General features: G+C 65.5%; 14 protein-coding genes. 9 read left to right on the forward strand and 5 right to left on the reverse strand.

Annotation, left to right across the window (positions count from 1 at the left end):
* Positions 1–176 precede the first annotated feature (176 nt).
* The 3 genes from SO139_RS27215 to SO139_RS27225 all read left to right on the forward strand — a co-directional run bounded on the left by SO139_RS27215 (position 177) and on the right by SO139_RS27225 (position 5,430).
* Positions 177–2,624, forward strand: coding sequence for an adenylate/guanylate cyclase domain-containing protein (locus SO139_RS27215; protein ID WP_498540955.1), 2,448 nt, complete (start codon positions 177–179; stop codon positions 2,622–2,624).
* Positions 2,625–2,708: 84 nt separating this feature from the next.
* The gene (locus tag SO139_RS27220; RefSeq protein WP_498540956.1) at positions 2,709–2,900 is read left to right on the forward strand and encodes a hypothetical protein; all 192 of its coding nucleotides are present in this window, start codon (positions 2,709–2,711) and stop codon (positions 2,898–2,900) included.
* Positions 2,901–2,955: 55 nt separating this feature from the next.
* A complete protein-coding gene (locus tag SO139_RS27225; protein WP_498540957.1) occupies positions 2,956–5,430 on the forward strand; it encodes a beta strand repeat-containing protein in 2,475 nt (824 codons plus the stop codon).
* Positions 5,431–5,496: 66 nt separating this feature from the next.
* On the opposite strand, the gene SO139_RS27230 is transcribed toward SO139_RS27225, so the two are convergent.
* Positions 5,497–6,753 carry a Spy/CpxP family protein refolding chaperone gene (locus tag SO139_RS27230; protein WP_498540958.1) on the reverse strand — a complete coding sequence of 419 codons (1,257 nt, stop codon included), beginning with the start codon at positions 6,751–6,753 and terminating at the stop codon, positions 5,497–5,499.
* 126 nt (positions 6,754–6,879) lie between these two features.
* On the reverse strand, positions 6,880–7,851 hold the full coding sequence (locus tag SO139_RS27235) for a LysM peptidoglycan-binding domain-containing protein (RefSeq protein WP_449379741.1): 972 nt from the start codon (positions 7,849–7,851) through the stop codon (positions 6,880–6,882).
* A 295-nt stretch (positions 7,852–8,146) separates the two neighbouring features.
* Between SO139_RS27235 and SO139_RS27240 the strand changes: the two genes are divergently transcribed.
* Complete coding sequence (locus SO139_RS27240) at positions 8,147–8,503, forward strand: hypothetical protein (protein WP_449379740.1); 357 nt, start codon at positions 8,147–8,149, stop codon at positions 8,501–8,503.
* 123 nt (positions 8,504–8,626) lie between these two features.
* Here SO139_RS27240 and SO139_RS27245 read toward each other — a convergent pair whose 3' ends face one another.
* Complete coding sequence (locus SO139_RS27245; protein WP_498540959.1) at positions 8,627–10,726, reverse strand: methyl-accepting chemotaxis protein; 2,100 nt, start codon at positions 10,724–10,726, stop codon at positions 8,627–8,629.
* Between the two features lie 623 nt (positions 10,727–11,349).
* Here SO139_RS27245 and SO139_RS27250 point away from each other — a divergent pair.
* The gene (locus tag SO139_RS27250) at positions 11,350–11,532 is read left to right on the forward strand and encodes a hypothetical protein (protein ID WP_498540960.1); all 183 of its coding nucleotides are present in this window, start codon (positions 11,350–11,352) and stop codon (positions 11,530–11,532) included.
* Positions 11,532–12,650 (forward strand): lactonase family protein, encoded by a 1,119-nt coding sequence (locus tag SO139_RS27255; protein ID WP_498540961.1) that lies wholly within the window; start codon positions 11,532–11,534, stop codon positions 12,648–12,650. The genes SO139_RS27250 and SO139_RS27255 overlap by 1 nt, the downstream gene beginning before the upstream one ends.
* A 22-nt stretch (positions 12,651–12,672) precedes the next feature.
* On the opposite strand, the gene SO139_RS27260 is transcribed toward SO139_RS27255, so the two are convergent.
* Positions 12,673–12,939 (reverse strand): hypothetical protein, encoded by a 267-nt coding sequence (locus tag SO139_RS27260; protein WP_449379736.1) that lies wholly within the window; start codon positions 12,937–12,939, stop codon positions 12,673–12,675.
* 127 nt (positions 12,940–13,066) lie between these two features.
* Between SO139_RS27260 and SO139_RS27265 the strand changes: the two genes are divergently transcribed.
* Positions 13,067–13,963: an efflux RND transporter periplasmic adaptor subunit gene (locus SO139_RS27265; RefSeq protein WP_449379735.1), complete on the forward strand. Its 897-nt coding sequence runs from the start codon at positions 13,067–13,069 to the stop codon at positions 13,961–13,963.
* A 170-nt stretch (positions 13,964–14,133) separates the two neighbouring features.
* Here SO139_RS27265 and SO139_RS27270 read toward each other — a convergent pair whose 3' ends face one another.
* Positions 14,134–14,982 (reverse strand): caspase family protein, encoded by an 849-nt coding sequence (locus SO139_RS27270; protein ID WP_449379734.1) that lies wholly within the window; start codon positions 14,980–14,982, stop codon positions 14,134–14,136.
* Between the two features lie 420 nt (positions 14,983–15,402).
* Between SO139_RS27270 and SO139_RS27275 the strand changes: the two genes are divergently transcribed.
* Both SO139_RS27275 and SO139_RS27280 read left to right on the forward strand, forming a co-directional pair.
* On the forward strand, positions 15,403–17,133 hold the full coding sequence (locus tag SO139_RS27275; RefSeq protein WP_498540962.1) for a hypothetical protein: 1,731 nt from the start codon (positions 15,403–15,405) through the stop codon (positions 17,131–17,133).
* Between the two features lie 167 nt (positions 17,134–17,300).
* Positions 17,301–18,026 carry a thermonuclease family protein gene (locus SO139_RS27280; RefSeq protein ID WP_449379732.1) on the forward strand — a complete coding sequence of 242 codons (726 nt, stop codon included), beginning with the start codon at positions 17,301–17,303 and terminating at the stop codon, positions 18,024–18,026.
* Positions 18,027–18,124 lie beyond the last annotated feature (98 nt).

Below are 18,124 nucleotides of genomic sequence, written 5' to 3' on the forward strand. Positions count from 1 at the left end.
ACTGCCCTCCCCCGCAACGGGGGGCGGGAACGGAAAGAGCTGGGTTGCAGCGACAATTAATCTCCTGTTCGGCCAGCGCCTTATCCCATATCCGGCAGGCTTGGGCGGCTGTGCAGGCGGAACTGTGCTAGAACGGCCGGCAGCCCCTGCATCGGCCGTGGCGCGTGAGGATCTGGATGGCGGGAGCGAAAGACAAGACCTGGTTTTTCCGCGAGGGCCTGTTCGCCAAATATGTCGCGTCCCTCGTCGGCCTCGTCGTGTTCGTGCTCGCGGTCAATGGCGCGATGGAGACCTGGATCTCTTATCGCGCCACCAGGACAAGTCTGACCGACGGCCTCGAGGAGAAGGCGCAGGCCGTCTCCAAGCGCATCGAGCAATCGATGTTCGATCTCGAGCGCCAGATCAGCTGGGTGACGCGCGCCTCGCAGGACACCATCGAGAAACGCCGCGCCGACTATGTCCAGCTCCTGAACCAGGTTTCGGCCGTGAGCAGGCTCACCCAACTCGACGGCGAGGGCCAGGTGGTGCAGCGCGTGTCGCGCGCCGCGGTCTCCAGCGGCAGCAGCACGGACTACGCGCGCGACATGCGCTTCACCGACGCCGTCGCCCGCGGCACCAGTTACGCACCGGCTCATTTCGTCGACCAGGAGCCGTTCATGTCGATCTCGGTCGCTCATTCCGGCTTCAAGCCCGGCGTCACGCTCGCCGAGGTCGACCTCGGCTTCATCGCCGACTTCCTGTCCGACGCCCAGGTCGGCAAGGTTGCGTTTGCCTATGTGGTCGATCCGCATGGCAGGGTGCTGGCGACATCGTCGAAGGGGCCCGAAGTCGCCGCCGACCTTTCGAAGCTGCCACAGGTCGCAGCCGCGATCGCCTCCGATCGCGACGGTGCGTCCTCCGGCACCGACTTCAACGGCCACGCGGTGCTGACGGCCACAAGCGAAGTGCCAAAGCTCGGCTGGACGGTGCTGTTCGAGCAGCCGACTGCGCAGGCGCTGACGCCGATCCGCGACCAGCTGGTGCGGGTCGCGCTCCTGATCGGCATGGGCCTGCTGGTCGCGATCCTTGCCGGCACGCTGCTGGCGCGGCGCATGCTCATCCCGATCACCGCGCTCAGCGCCGGCGCGCATCGGCTTGGCGAGGGCGATTTCAGCCACCGCATCGACGTGCGCACCTCCGACGAGCTGGAGGGACTGGCAAATCAGTTCAACAGCATGGCGAACCAGATCCAGGAGACCTATTCGAGCCTGGAGACCAAAGTTGAAGAGCGCACGCGCGACCTCGCACAGTCGATCAACGAGCTCAAAGTGCTGGAAGAGGTCGGCCGCGCCGTCGCCTCCTCGCTCGATCTCGATGCCGTGCTGCCGACGATCGCAGCGCGCGCGCTCGAGATCACCCAGGCCGATGCGGTCTTGATCTACGGTTACGATGCCGAGAAGCACCAGTTCAACCTGGTCGAGGCCAATGGCATCGACAAGTCGGCCGACGGCGCGCACGTCACCATCGACGAGGGCGCGAGCCTGCTCAGCGATGCCGCAAGGAGCGGCGAGCCGATCGCGCTTCCCGATCTCGATGAGGCGACCGGGCAGCCATTGCGCGACGTCGCCGTCAACGCCGGCTTCCATTCCGTGCTCGTGGTGCCATTGGTCGACCAGCAGGGCACGCTCGGCTCGCTGGTGGTCTTGCGTCGCGCGAGCGGCGAGTTCGCAAGCAGCCTCACCGGATTGATGCGCACCTTCGCGCATCAGGCGGTGCTGGCGATGCGCAATGCGCGCCTCTTCACCGAGGTCGACCACAAGGGCCGCGAGCTCGCGGCTGCCCATGAGACGGTGCAGCAGCAAGCTGCGAAGCTTCAGGAGCAGACCGAGCAGCTGCGCAACTGGAACCGCTCGCTGGAGGAGCGCGTCGAGAAGCAGCTCGGCGAGATCGGCCGCATCAAGCGCCTCGAGCGCTTCCTCGCCCCGCAGGTCGCGCAGCTCATCGCCTCCTCCGACGGCCACGATGCGCTGCTCGACAGCCACCGCCGCGAGGTCACCGTCGTATTCTGCGATCTGCGCGGCTTCACTTCATTCACCGAAGCGACCGAGCCGGAAGAGGCGATGAACGTGCTGCGGGAATACCACGCAGCGCTCGGCGAATTGATCCATCGCTACGAGGGCACGCTCGACCGCTTCGCAGGCGACGGCGTGATGATCCTGTTCAACGCACCGATTCAATTCGCCGACCACACCAAGCGCGCGGTGAAGATGGCGGTCGAGATGCGCGATGCGGTCGGCAAGCTGACCGAGAAATGGAAGAACCGCGGCCATTCGCTCGGCTTCGGCGTCGGCGTCGCGCTCGGCTATGCCACGCTCGGCCAGATCGGCTTCGAGCAGCGACTGGAATATGCCGCGATCGGCAGCGTCACCAACCTCGCCTCGCGCCTGTGCGACGAGGCCAAGGCCGGCCAGATCGTGGTCGCGCGGCGCGTCTACGGCATCGTCGAGCCATGGGTCGAAGCCCGCCCGCTCGACGATCTCCAGCTCAAGGGTTTCAATCACCCCGTGCTCGCAATGGAGATCCTGAGCTGGCGCGAGGAAGTCGACAATGTCGTGGATGCGTCGGCGGCGCGGCGGAGGATGTGAGCTATTGCGGCTCCCTCGGCCGTGAGGAGCGCCAGATCGTCTCCAGGGTCGTCCTGGCGAAGGCCAGGACGACGACTAGATACCTTGAAGCTGCCGGACGACTATCGCGTCCATGGCGAGGACATCGTCGCGGGGTCGTGCGGAGACGCAGCCGGGCATTCTTCCCTGGCGCCCGCCGGCGTCCGGGCAAATCAATTCGTGTCGGAAGTCCACAGCCGGCTGATCAATCGTCATCCCGTCGTCATGCACTCCCGCTACGGCTCGCGGCCGCAATGAACATCATGCGCTGACGCCGTCCGGCGTCGATTTTTTCGGGACACAGGGAGGGATCATGGCTTCGTTCACCGTGGCGAGCGGCGTGACAGACACGAAAGCGAAAACCGTCGGCAATGGCGACATCGGCACGATTGCCGCCGGCGGCACGCTAACCGACACCACCGACATCACCTGGACCGGCGGCACGACCGAAATCGACAATTTCGGAATCATCAGCGCCACGACCCGGGGCATCGACACCGGCAAGAATTCGCTCACCGGGGGCAGCAGCCTCACCTTCAACAATGCGAGCGGCGCCGAGCTCGTGTCGCTGACCAATGACGGCATTCGCATCAACACCGATATCGCTCCCGCCGCCGACGGCCATGCGGGATCAGTCACCGTCAACAATTCCGGCGTCATCGTCTCCGGCAGCTACAGCGGCGGCACGATCAGCGGCACCGCCAGCGGCCAGGCGCTCGATTTCGACAATCTCAAATCCGCGATCGTCACCATCAACAATTACGCCGGGGGACTGATCGGCGCAGCCGACGCCGACGCCATCCGGCCCGGCGCGCACGCCACGATCAACAATTGGGGCGCGATCGTCGCGCAGAACGGCGCCGGCGACAGCGGCAACGACGGCATCGATTTCCAGTCGAATGCGGGCGGCGGCATCGTCAACAACTTCGCTGGCGGCACCATCGACGGCGCCCGCCACGGCATCACGGGCGAGCAGCCGATCACCGTCTACAACGAGGGCACGATCACCGGGCATCTCGGAAGCGGCATCAACATGGACACGCCGAGCCTCTCGATGACGTACGTGACCAATCACGGCACGATCGTCGGCACCGGCGGCTATCTCGGCGGCGATCCGTCGCAGGCCGTGGACGGCGACGGAATCGACGTGGACGGCCTTTTGACGCTCGACAATTTCGGCACCATCCAGGCGACCGGCGTGCATGTCGTCGAGTCGGACGGAACGGTCGATCTCCAGGAGGCCGTCACCATCGGCGGCGGCACGATCATCAATGAGATCGGCGGCGTCATCACCAGCTTCGAGCGCGCGATCACCGTCAACGACAGCGACGGCGCCGGCGGACCCAACGGCAGCAACGGCAGCAACGGCGGCAATGGCTGGGCGCCCACGACGATCCAGAATTGGGGCCTCATCCACGGCGGGAATGGCGAAGCGATCTCCATCACGGACACGTTCGCCGATACCATCACCAATCACGGCACGATCGAGGGCAGTGTCGCGCTTGGCGGCGGCGACGATGTGCTCAATGACTACACGGGGTCGACCTTCACCGCGACGATCGACGGTGGCGACGGCACCGATACGTTCAACCTGCTCGGCACGGGCTCCGGCACGCTGGCGCATGCGGTGAACTTCGAGGTGCTCGACGTACAAGGCGGCAACTGGACCGTCACCGACGCGGAAAGCTTCTCGTCCGGCATCACGGTGGCGCATGGCGCGGAACTTGCGATCGCCGACGGCGGCTCGCTGACGGGCAACGTCACCGACAACGGCAAATTCGCCGTCGAGCATTCGGACCTGTTCCAGTTCAACGCCGTGATCTCCGGCGGCGGCGCCTTCGACCAGGCCGGTGCCGGCACCACCGTGCTCACGCAAACGAACAGCTACAGCGGCGGCACCACGCTGCATGCCGGCACGCTGGAGCTCGCGGCGCTGGATGCCGCGGGCACCGGCGCGATCACCTTCGAGGACGGCGCGCAGACACTGAAGATCGACCAGGTAGCGCTCGACCACGGCCATCTCGACAATACGATCGAAGGCTTTGCCGTCGGCGACACCATCGATCTTGCCGGCATCGGCAAGGCGACGCATGCGACGCTATCGGCCGACAATGTGCTCACCATCACCGGCGGCAACGCGGGGACGATCACGCTCCAGCTCGACGCACATGCCTATGCGTCGGGGCTGAATTTCCAGCTCGCCTCCGACGGCAACGGGGGCACCAACGTCACCGTCGTTTCGGACAATCTGGTCGAGGGAACGGATGGCAACAATCTGCTCGTCGCACGACTGTTCAGCCCGGTCGGCAGCTTCCTCGACGGCAAGGGCGGCAATGACGTCCTTATCGGCGGACAGCACTCCGACGTGCTCAATGGCGGCGGCGGCAACGATCTGCTCTATGGCGGCCGTGGCGCGGACCAGTTCCGCTTCAACGGCACCGACCAGACGGCTGGCCAACACGCCACCGACGCGGTGTTCGACCTGAACTTTGGCAAGGGCGACAGCCTCGTGTTCTACGACTACGAGGCCGGCACATTCGCCTCGACTGGCACGCACCCCGCAACCGTGCTCGACACCGGCGAGGGCGCTGGATCCGGCGCGGTGGTGAACTCGATGGCGGCGCTGGTCGACCTCGTCAAGGATTCCGCCGATGTTTCCGCCCATCGCGGCGGCGCCAACGACCTCGTGCTCGATATCAGCCAGAGCAATGGCAGTCATGAGACGATCGTGCTCGATCATCAATGGCAGGCCTACGCGCTGGCCTCGGGCGGGCACTTCTTCAGCTGAGCAAGAGAGCTGTGATACGGAGAGCGCTTGCGCGCTCTCCGCGGCTTTTGCGCGCGCAGCATCCGATCACACCCCGCGCTTCAGCCCCATCGCCTCGAACTGCGTCTTCTGCTCGTCGGAGAGGCCCCACTCGAAATCGTCGAGCGCGTCGCCCACGGTCTTCACCGCCTCGAGCATGGCATCCAGCCGCGCCCTCACCGTCTTGAGGCGGGCTTGCGGGGTGTGCAGGTTCTGCGGCGCACAGGGAGATAGGGCTTCCATGGTGCCCATGGTGGTGTCTTGCAGCACCTCCAGCGCGGCGCGCTTGGTATCGTCGAGCCGCAGCGCGGCCCCGATATCGTCGGCCGGCCATTGCTGCTTCGCGAGCTGCTCGTACTGGCGCTGGGCCTGCTCGTCGCTCATGGGCTCGCTGGGCGCCCTGCAGGCTGCAGCCTGCATCTCCTTGCGCTTGGTCTCGGCGGCGTTCCCGCGGCCCTCCTTGCCGAGCGCGTTGAGGCGCGACTTCTGCTCGTCGTCGAGCAGGCCGTAGAATTTTTCAAGCTGCGGCGCGACCGCATCCACCGCGTTGATCATTGCCTCGAGGCGGCGCTGCATCAGCGCGAAGCGATCGCGTGCATTGGCGGCCGCCTCGGTCGGGCAGGAGGCGCGGATAGTCGCGCCTGCCGAGGCCCAACCACTTGCGAGCTCGTCGAGGCCGGCGCGCTGGACCTCGTTCGGCTGCACCGTGCGCAGGATCGCATCGATCGGAAGGCCCACGGCATCGCCGGTGTCGCAGAGCTGCTGGAGCTCGGGGACCTTGCGGTGACGGCGGCCAGGCGCCGTGTAGGCGGCGAGCTCGGTTGGGGCGTAGGGCGCGAAGATTGCGGCATAGATATCGCCGTAGCCATAGGCCCACAGCGCGGTGCCGTCGCCGCGCATCGTGAAATCGGTGATGTCGTCATCAGCAAACGGCCAGAACAGGGGGCCGACCCAGCCATAGGTCCCATCGCCGTGCTGCCACCAGCCTTGCCCGGCGCGGCCACCGCGCCAGCCTGCGAGTGCAGCAACCGCCGTGAGCTGGGCGCGAACGGTAGGGCGCACGGCGTCCGCGGCGGGGCGGAGGTCCTGCGGGCGCAGCGCGGCCATCCGGGCACGATTGTGCCGCGCGGCCATGCGCATGTGGCGAATTCCGGCGACACCCAGCATCCGCCCCATCGCAAAACGCGCGACGCCGAGAGGACCGCCGACCCGCAGGCCGAAGCCGGCCTCGGCGACGCCCGGCAGCAGCGCGAGAATGATCAGCGCGATGCCGGCCACCGCGAGTCCAAGGCGGGATTTCGACATGATGGTCACCTTGGCTCCCTCCTTCGCGCCAAGCCGCATCTCGTCATAACGTCAATGACGCGCGTTGGAACAGAAAGTTCCCACGCTCAGGCAACCCACCTTAGGATTTGCGGGATCGAGAACCCCTCACCTTGCCTTGCGCGGCAAGACGAATGTCTGGCCGGGATAGATCCGGTCCGGGTTGTGGATCTTGTCGCGGTTGGCGTTGTAGATCAGGGCGTAGCTGAGGCCATCGCCGTAGGCGCGGCGGCTGATCTGCCAGAGGCTGTCGCCCCGGATGACGATGCGGTTGGAGCTAGTCGAACCCGTCGTCTCCACCTTGGAGCGCAACGGACCCTTCTCGGCGGACGGCGCGGCGGCGAGTGCCAAAGTGGATTGCGCGGTGCTCGGCGCTGCGGCCGGTGAGGCTGCCGCGCTGGCCTCCTTCACAGGAGCTTCGCCGGTGGGCGTGTCCTTCGCAACCTTGGCGACATCGGTACGCGCTTGTGCGGCGCGCGGTGGCTGCGCCATCGCGTTCAGCGTCACGGGAACGTCGGTTCTCGATTTCGTCACGCTGCCGTCCGGCGCCGTCGATTGCAGGCTGAGCTTGTAGCTGCCCGGCGGCAGCTTTGGCGGGGTCATCACGAACAGGCCGGACGCATCGGCAACTGCGGAGGCATGGCTCTCGCCATCGCGCAGCAGCTCGACGCGTGCGCCCGGCGCGGCGCGGCCGGCGATCACCGCCTCGCCGTCATCATCGACGCGAGCGACATCGAAACGCGGCCCGGTCTCCTCGCTAGCAGCCGGCGGCGGAGCGGTCGGCGCCGGCAGATCGGCGAGCGCGGACTGCGCTTTGCCGAGCGCGGTGGCGACGTCATTGCTGGGCGCCGCTGACGGTGCGACGGACGGCGCGCTCGGCGGCAGGAATGTCGGCGCCGCGAGCGCCGCCCCGGCTTCCGGCTTGGATTCGACCTGGGCCTTGCCGTCGGCGACCTTGACCTCGGCCCCGCCGCGCAACGCCTGCCACAGCCCGCCGGTGCCGACAGCGATCGCGGTACCGCCGGCCGCAACCAGCAGGAACGAGCAAACGGCAATTGTCGCCCTCGATGCGATCACCATGAATCCCAAAGCCCCTTAAGCCCTTCACGACAAATCACGGGCGCAAACCTGCGCTCAATTCGCTCCCGCATCAAGTCGACAAAATGGACGATCGGCAATCGGTCACAGATTCTGACCGATAGGGCCGCAATGATGCGCGTTCCCAAATAGGATCAAACCTTCGACCCGTGGGTTGTCGCAATCGCTGATGCGGAACAGTCCGGCCGGGGGGTGTCAGCTGAAAATGCATCACGTGCGCACCGGGCCTTCGGGGCCGGACGTTTTGTTTTGCGTGCGAAACCCAAGAGGCGAAAGGATGTCTGTCGGCTATCGGTTACCCCCTCTCGTTGTGGCGCTTGCCGTGATCGGCGCCCCCGTACAAGGCCGCGACGACGGCCGGTTTGCGAATTCCCCCCTCAAAGGCTGGTTCGAAAGCCTGCACAGCAAAGGCGGCGGCCCGTGCTGCGCGGACGCCGACGGCACCGCGGTAGCCGATGCCGACTGGGACACCCGGGACGGCCATTACCGCGTTCGTCTCGAAGGTATGTGGGTGGAGGTGCCGGACGACACCGTGATCACCGAGCCGAACCGCGCCGGTCGCACCATGGTCTGGCCGTACTACGTCAACGGCCGCACGCTGATACGCTGCTTCATGCCCGGCAGCATGACGTGATGCGCTGCTGAACCGGGACCTCGCTTTGCCGTTCGGTGTGGGCCCCGGATCAGCAACGCATCACGCCGCGAAGGGCGGCGCGCTGCGCAGCATCCGGGGCACGGAGAGCGGAGCGGAGTCGCGCTACGCTGCCCTGAGATCTTCGACGAAGCTGTCGACCTCGCGTTTCAGATCCTCCGACAGGCGCGCCAGCACCTTGGCGGAATCGAGCACCTCGCCGGCGGCCGCGCCGGTCTGGCCGGCGGCCTGTGAGACGCCGGAGATATGGCGCGAGACTTCCGTAGTGCCCTGGGAGGCCTGCTGCACGTTGCGGGCGATCTCGCGCGTGGCGGCGCCCTGCTCCTCGACCGCGGCGGCAATTGCGGCTGCGATCTCGTTGACGCGCTGGATGGTGGTGCCGATCGACTGGATCGCAGTCACGGACGAACGCGTCGCGCCCTGGATTGCGGCGACCTGCCCGGTGATCTCCTCAGTCGCCTTCGCGGTTTGCGTGGCGAGGTTCTTCACCTCGGATGCGACCACGGCAAAGCCGCGGCCGGCTTCGCCAGCACGCGCGGCCTCGATGGTGGCGTTGAGCGCGAGCAGATTGGTCTGCTCGGCAATGCCCGTGATCAGCGCAACGACATCGCCGATGCGCTGGGCGGCGTCCGCCAGCGCCTGGACCTCGCCATTGGTGCGATCAGCTTCCGTCGCGGCGGCCCCGGCAATGCTCGACGATTCGGCGACCTGGCGACTGATCTCGGCGATCGAGGCCGACAGCTCTTCCGTGGCAGCGGCAACCGTCTGGACATTGGACGAGGCGTCGCCCGACAGGGACGCAACGGAGGCCGCTTTCGACGAGCCCTGCTCGGCGGTTGACGACATCGAGTGCGCGGTGGCGTTCAGTTCGCCGGACGCCGAGGCTAGCGTATGCAGCGATTCCGTGACGGTCTTCTCGAACTCTCCGATCAGCCGCTCGACGGCAAGTTGGCGCCGCTCTTTGCGCGCCTGCTCTGCCGCCTGCTCCTCGGCGAGGCGATCACCCGTGATCATGTTCTCCTTGAAGACCGACACCGCGCGCGACATCTCGCCGATCTCGTCGCCGCGCTCGATGCCGGCGAGCTCGATCGCATAGTCGCGCTCGGCAAGCCGGCGCATCGCCTGAGTCAACTTCCGGATCGGGACGCTGACGCGGCGGTTGACGAGGATGAAGCCGAACACGGTGATGGCAAGCGCGACCAGCATCATCGCGCCATTGAACACCAGGCTCCACTTCGCCGAGCTCATCTGCTGCCCGGCACGCGCGACCATCTCGGCCAGCGCGACCTGACCGGCCTCGACGCTGGAGTTGAGGATGGCGGTGTTGAGCTTGGAGAGATCCTCGATCTTGATGTCGATCGTCTGGTTGTTGCTCAGCGCCTTGATGAAACCCTGCTGGCGCTCGACCATGGCCGCGGCTTCGCCCTGCTTCGAGCGCGCGACAACGTCGGTGAGGCTGGCGGGCGCATCGGCGCGGCCGGCTGCATCCAGCACCTGGCTCCAGGCCTGCTTGGCACGGCCGGTATCCTCGGCGGCGCCGACCATGTCGGCGGCGCTCCAGGGTTTTGCACTGGCCGCCGCGGCTTCCAGGCGGATCGCGATCAGGCCGCCGAAATTGCGCGCGGCCCAGGCCGACTGCTTCACGCCCAGGAGATGATCGACCACGGGATCGCTCAGCTTCAGCGCATTCTCGAGCTCGCCCGTCAGCGCCAGAATCGCGTCGAGATAATCCTGCGCGATCTTGCGGAAATCGTCGGCGAGCTTCGTGACGCGCTCGGCCTTCGCCTGGTGGATGGCGGCTTCCGCCTTGGGCCGAAGCGACACGAGCGCGTCATGAATTGCGACCAGCCGGCTCAGGGCACCGGCGAGACGGGAATCGGTCACGCCCTCGAGACGCTCGAGCACGCTCTTATAGGCGGCTTCCGACAATTGCCGGTTGCTGGCGATGCGATTGTCAGCATTGGCGTTGGCCGGCCCCTCCGCCAGCAGCGCCGACAGGAATGTGCCGCGCTCCAGGCGAAAGCCGAGCAGGGTCGCAAAGAGCTGCTGGTCGGTGCCCGCAAAGCGCTCGAGCTTTTGCGCCGCGGCGTTGCGCTCAACCGCGCCATAGAGTCCGGTCGCGAGCTGGGCGAGCAGAAACAGGCCGAGGATGCCGATGATGGCGCCCAGAACCGAACGAATGGAGGGATTGCCAGACAATTTCATTGCGGGCCGCATCCTATGAAAGATGCGGAAAATTACCGTCGCGCGCCTAAGATTTGGTTCACCTCGATACGGGCAAAGGCCGTCGCATCGAACAACGACGCGCGGCGGCGCTGACTCCGCAGAACTACGGAGACACGCGGCCCCGACGCAGTGCAGGCCTCAGGATCGTTTTGCCGCGCGCACTTCCGCGAACTCAGCGTCGGGATGCGCGACGATGGTCGCGAACATGATGCCGCTGATGATGATCGACCAGGCGGTGTCCCAATAAATCCAAAACACGTCAGCCTCCGCAAAAGCCTCCCGCCGCAAGCAGGAATTCTAGAACAGCCGAACGACGATGCCGTTCCTCTTCTGCTGCGGCCTGTGAGCGCACCCAAGGCCATTATCCTGGGGCCAATATCTTGCCGAACTATCTCTTGTTGGTCGGTGGCGGCCTCTGATCGGTTTGATGGCCCCGATGCTTTGCCACCGCGTCTTCATCGCGCTGGCTGGTTTTTGGGCGTGGCGGAGATTTAGGCTGGCCGGCCTGGCCGCCATGCTTGCCGCCCATATCGGGCTTACCCTCAAGATCGTTTTCGCGGGGCAATGACCAAGCTCCTCTGAGGCCTGCCCGGACTCAATTCATGCGCACCACATTGGTTCGCGTCACGGTGCCGGCTTTGCGACACCCGACCGATACAATTTCGACATCGATCGATCCAACGTGGATTTTGGCGGAATGGCAGGGAGCCCTGTATCCTCGCCGGCAACCAAGAAAAGCCATGCCGGACGGCAAGGGCGATTTTGGAAAGCTGGAGGAAGCCTGATGTCTCGACCGCCCCCCCGTACTATCCTGCAACGACTGCCGCTTGCGGCATGCGCCGTCATTCTTGCCACCCAATTCGGAGTCCGCGCCGGTATGGCCGACACATTTGCCTATGTCGGCAATGCCGACAGCAACGACATCTCCGTCTTCCGCATCGACGACAAGGGCGAGATGAGCCCGGTGCAGACCGCGCCTTTCGCCGGCATAGAGAAGCCCGGCTCCTCGACGCCGCTGGCGGTGACACCCGATCACCGCGTGCTGATCGCCGGCGTGCGCTCGCAGCCGTTCTCGGCGGTGAGCTTTGCGATCGATCCGAAGACCGGCACGCTCAAGCACATCGGCAACGGGCCGCTCGCCGACAGCATGGCCTATGTCATGACCGATCGCACCGGCAAGTTCGTGCTCAGCGCTTCCTATGGCGGTAACAAGGTCACGCTCAATCCGCTGCTTGATACCGGCGTCGTCGGCGAGCCCAAGCCGGTGATCCCGACCGGGCTCAATGCGCACGCCTTGATCCCCTCGCCCGACAATCGCTTTGCGTTTGCGACCAATCTCGGCTCCGACCAGGTGCTGGCCTTCGTCTTCAATGCCACCACCGGCGAACTGACGCCGAGCGATCCGCCGGTCTACAAGGTACCTGAGAAATCGGGTCCCCGGCACTTCGTATTCCACCCCAACGGCAAATACGTCTATCTCATCCACGAACTGAACGGCGACGTCGCGGCGTTCAGCTATGACGCCAAGTCCGGCGGGTGGAGCGAGATCCAGCGGACTACGGCGCTCCCCGAAGGTTTCACCGGCAAACCCTGGGCCGCCGACATCCATGTCACGCCCGACGGCCGCTTCCTCTATGCCTCGGAGCGGACCACCAGCACGCTGACAGCCTACAAGATTGATCCGGCAAGCGGCAAACTCACCACGGTAGGCACCGTGCCGACGGAGAAGCAGCCGCGCGGCTTCAACATCGATCCCACCGGCCGCTATCTCGCCGCCCTCGGCGAATTGTCCGACGGCATGTCGGTCTATGCGATCGACCAAACCAGCGGCGCGTTAACCAAACTGAAGTCCTATCCGACCGGCAAGAAGCCGAACTGGGTGGAGTTCATCGCGCTGCAGTAAGAGGGCGGGAGCTGCGACCGACCTACGCAATCATCCGTAGTTTCGGTCGCGGCTCGCTGCCGTCATATTCCGGCACGCGATGGACCGTCATATTGTCTTCAAATGCCCGCAGACCGGCATGAACGTTCAGCATCGGCTTACGGCCGAGCTGTCCGATTCCAGGAATACGCACGATTCGGTGACGTGTCCGGCGTGCGCGCGCCTGCACCTGATCAATCGCACGACCGGTAGGCTGCTCGGCGAACGCCCTAGCTGACGGATGGCGCGAGGCGCCGAACCTGATCTTCAATCCCGCGACTAATCAAAGGCTTGCCGTGACCTGCACCTGCGGCGATCCGTCCTGCCACTCGGGCGCCATGGTCTGTGCCCCCGCCATCTGCTATCGAGTGAAGCGTTTGATCCCGTGGATTGGTCCGATGCGTCGTTGCACCCGCAAATCTCGCAAAACCCTGCTTCCAGCGGCCACCGCACTGGGGCTTGGCCTTTTTCTTGGCCTTCTCCCGGCCCGAGCCGCCGATGAGGAGGCACCTAAGGGACCGGCCGTCACGGTGCTGAAGGCGGCAAAGTCCTGTTTCTCAGACATCGTGGAGGCGAGCGGCACGATCATCGCGCGCGAGGAAAGCTCGGTGCGGCCCGAGCGTCCCGGATTGAAGGTGACGGAGGTGCTGGCGGAAGCCGGCGACACCATCACCGCCGGCCAGGTGCTGGCGCGGCTGGCCTTGCCCGAAGGTGGTACAGTCCAGGTGACGGCGCCGGTCGCGGGTGTGATCTCCGCTTCGACGGCACAGATCGGCGCACCGGCCTCGGCGCGCGGCGAAGCGCTGTTCTCGATCGTGGCGCGCAGCGAATATGACCTCGTCGGCCTGGTCGCCACCGCCGACATGAAGAAGCTCGCGGTGAATCAGCCGGCCACCGTGCGCGTCGCGGGTGCCGGCGACATCGACGGCAAGGTGCGCAAGATCGGGCCGACGGTCGAGCCGAACATCCAGCAGGGCATGGTCTATATCGGCATCTCGACGCCGCGGCGGCTGCTGCTGAATTCCAGCGGACGCGCGCTGATCAAGACCGGGCAGAGCTGCAATGTCGCAGTCCCCTTGACCGCCGTGCAGTACAGTCCCGCCGGCACCGTGGTGCAGATCATCCGCCGCAACCGCGTCGAGACCAAGCGGGTCGAGATCGGGCTGATGTCCGGCGGCAATATCGAGATTCGCGACGGCGTCAATGAAGGCGACATCGTCGTCGCCCGCGCCGGCGCGCTATTGCGCGAAGGCGACCCAGTTCGCCCGGTAACGGCGAGCGCGGAGACGAAGTAAACGCGTAAGAAGGGCTCTTGTCCCGGACGCGCAGCAGCGTGCACGCTGCTGCGCTGGGCCGGGACCCATCTCTCCCGAAAGCTCCGCATGAAGGCATGGGCCCCGCTCAGCAGCGCATCATTTCATGATGCGCCGCGTCCGGGGCACGAGACCTTGCAGGGTGTGAGGAACTAGCCGCCAGCCTGGTCGAACTGAACGTCTTCCAGGAGCGAGGACGACACCGTCGGGACCTGGTCGCCTTCGGAGGCGCGGGAGATGGCGACGCGGGTCTTGTTGAAGACGATTTCGGCGCTGCCCTGCGCATTGAGGTTGTTCAGGAGCTCGCTGACCAGCACGCTGTGCTCGCCCTTGCCGTCGTCGGCGACCTTGCCCGGCGAGGCAGAGGAGAGGATCAGCGCGTTGTCCGGCGCACTGATCGGCGCCAGCCCGTGGCTGTATGAGCGGAAGCGGCGCTCATAGGGATTACGGCGCGAAGCATCGACGACGACGAGCTTGGCCTTGGCGCCCTGCTCCTTCATCATCTCGAGCACGCTCTCGATCGACACGCCGTGGCGGCGGACGTCGCTTTCCTTCCAGATCACGGCATCGACCGGCAGCATGTAGCTCTCGCGGCCGGCTTGCACGCCGTAGCCACCGAAGAACAGCATGACGACGCTGTCGCGCGTGATCTTCGACTTCAGGCGGTTGACGGCGCGGACCATGTCGTCCTTGCTGGCGTCCTCCACCATGTCAACGTCGAAGCCGCCTTTGCGCAGCGAGGACGACAGCGCACGTGCGTCGTTGATCGACTGCGACAGCGGCGCATTGGCGTCGGGATAATGACCATTGCCGATGACGAGGGCGAGACGCGAGGTGTGGCCGACCGAGCCGGTGACCTCAGCGGTCGAGACCGCCTTGGCGGCATCGAGGGCGCGCATGTTGAGGGCAGCGTGGGCGCCGATCGCCAGCGACACCGTGCCGATCAGGGCGGCGGCGACCGCAATGGTGCGTCGGGAAATGTCGAGCTGCCTTACATTCATCTCGGTTCATTCCTGTCAGGAGCCATCGCGGCGCGCGCACTTGTCTGAGTAGCGCGATGGCGTCTTTAGGTTTGAGGGATTGGCCGGGGATGTGTCCCCGAATTGCGCGCAATTTGCGGCGCCGCACCAAACAAACCCTTAACCGGATATCGCCCCCACGGCAATAGATTGCCCTTCTTTTTAGCTAAAGCACTGAATATGCTGGTTAATTGGCAGCGTCACAGATGAGGATTTTGTCATCCTTTGAGCCCCTTTTCAGCCCTGATCGGGCAGCTCCTGTGTCCAATTTTTCCGTGACATTGGTCACATTTGTGTTCCCCGCGAATTCGTGACACTTTTCAATCACTTGCGGAGACATGGGCGCGCTGCCGGGACGGCGTGCCGTGAACCCCGGCAAGGCCCCGCGCGACCAGGTAATTCATGAGCTTTCATTATTTCGCCGGGCACGCCTTCCGCGCCCTGACGGCACGGAAGGACGGCCCCTCGCTTTACGACGTCTGCGATCCCGTGCTGGCGGGCCCGGCCACCGGCGATCCGCATCTGGCAAAATTCTACAAGACCGCGCTTGGCAATCCGGCCCTGCGGGCGCTGCTCCGCCGCGCCGGTCTGCCCGACCTGCGCGATGAGGCGAGGCTGACCCGGCTGCGCACGGCACTGACCCGCGCGCGTGACGATGCCATGCCCGACTGGGAAACGGTCGGCCGTCCCGTCGCCGACCTCCTCGACACCATCGCGCTCGACCATCCCAAGCCGCCACCGATGCCGTTCAACGGTGTAGCGCCGGCGCTGGCGGAAATCGACAGCGTGATCCGCGACTGCGCGCATCATCTGCTCCGCAGCTACCGCCAGAACGGCTTTCTGCCGACCTTTGCCGCGTTCAACCTGATCGGCGACCCCGACCTGCGCGGGCGCGAGCTGATCATGGCGCTGACCGGCTTGAACTCGCGCGGCTACAAGAACTCCTCGCTGCTGTTCAACCTGGCGCGCGTGTTCATCGCGCGCTCGAGCGCAGGCGCCATCATCAATCCGCCCTGGCGGGGCATCGCCGAGCCGATGTGGGAGCCGGTGCAGATCCGCCACCGCTCGGCCTATTACGACGCCTTCTTCATCGAGGCGTTGCTCGCCTATCGCGAGACCGGCCTCGCCTCGCCCGCGGACGCCACCGCCGCGCAGGCCGCGATCGCGGACATGGTCGATTTCTGCATCAACATCAGCCGCGAGGCGGTGAGCGGCACGGACGGCACGCGCTTCGACGTCATCACCGCGCTCGCACCGCCGCCGCATCCGCGCTTCTCCCGCTTCTTCGCGCAGATCAAACAGGACCTCGGCTTCGGCGTCTACGTGCCGGACTGCGACACCACGGCGTGTTCGTTCTCGGCCGCGACGCAGGCCGGCTCCGAGGATCCGATCCTCGCCCAGCCCCTGCTCGATTTCTACGTGGGCTACCAGGTGCGGGAGGGCGTCAATGAGCCGCGCGTCACCGTGCCGCTCAACGACAACATCGATTACGAAGGCGGCGTCGCCACCTGGATCGACAATCTCGCCGGCGAGCGGCCCTATGGCAACGATCTCGATCCAACGCTGAACCTCGACATCCTCGAAGTGTCCTTCCGCAATCTTAAACGCTGGAAGATTCTGGAGACGCCGGCGCGGCTCGCCACCGTGCATCGCATCATCGCCTTCCAGAAGCGGCTGGCGGCGAGCGGTGCCTTCGCCAATCCGCGCTCGCACATCTACTATCTGCCCGAGCTCTACAGCGCCTATTTCGGCCGCTGCTACGCCGCCTTCCTGTCGCTGCCGCTGGCCGCCCAGGCCGCGATCGATCCCGACGGCACCTTCGATTTCATCCGCGCCCGCGTGCTCGGCTATGTCCAGGGCGAGATGCTCGTCGCCGAGATGAACGCATTCGACGCGGCGCTCGCCTTGATCGCGCTCGGCCATCTCGGCGCCGATCCCAAGACCTTCGCGCCGGCGCTGAACTGCATCGTCAGAGCTCTCGGCGAAGGCGGCCGCCGCGGCCCGTTCCGTGCCTATGAATGGAACAAGATGAAGACCCCGACACGAATTCTGGTCGGCGGCCCCGAAGTCACGTCGGCCTTCGTCCTGATGGGGCTGGCGGTTGCGAGGCGGCGAATGGTGAATGGCGAATAACGAATGGGAGCCACCATCAGTCTCCCTACTCGCTATTCACAATTCGCCACTCGCCCCACCGATGACAGGAAGTTGAAAGCCCATATGTTGGGCAGGTGCTGGCCCGGCGGCCAAATACCGACCACAATTGCTGGGCTTATCGGAATTTTCATTACGCGCGGACCGGCATGTCGCGAACATTTCTTGGCTTGATTTTCCTCTTCGCCTTGCCGTCGCTGGCGCAGGCTGCCGACATCACCGGCACGGCAAAGATCCGCGACGGCGATACACTCCAGATCGGCAATACCCGCATCCGGCTCGGCGGCATCGATGCACCCTCGACCGACCAGCTCTGCCTCAACACCAAGGGCGAGCGCTGGACCTGCGGCGTGGCGGCGCGCGAGGAGCTCGCCAAATACGCCGAGGGCAAGAACTGGGTCTGCCATGCGAGGTCGATCGACCGCCGCGGCCGCACCGTGGCGCGCTGCGAGGTCGACGGCGAGGACATCCAGAAATGGCTGGTGCGCAACGGCTGGGCGCTGGCCTTCACCCGGATCTCCCACGACTATGAAGCCGACGAAGCGGTCGCGCGCGAAGCCAAGGCCGGCATGTGGCAGGGCGCCTTCATCGCCCCCTGGGACTGGCGCGTGCGCAACAGGAAGACCGCGATCCTCGGCGCCACCAAGCCGCCCGAAGGGGCCCATGCGATCCTGCTCGCCTCGGCATCGGGCGCCGTCGCGCCGTCCCCGGATTGCACCATCAAGGGCAACGTCAACAGCGCCGGCGAATGCATCTTTCACCAGCCGACCAGCCGGTGGTACGCGCAGATCAAGATGAAGATCAGCAAGGGCACCCGCTGGTTCTGCTCGGTGGAGGAAGCCGAAGCCGCAGGATGCCGCGAGACACGGCGATAGTCATGTCCGAACGATCGGCTTCTTGCATGATTATCCCGCGTTTTACGTGCTTTTCTTAGGGCCCGACGGCGCGTAAAAGCGTAAGTCGATGACCCTCC

The sequence above is a fragment of the Bradyrhizobium sp. UFLA05-89 genome (assembly GCF_059803475.1).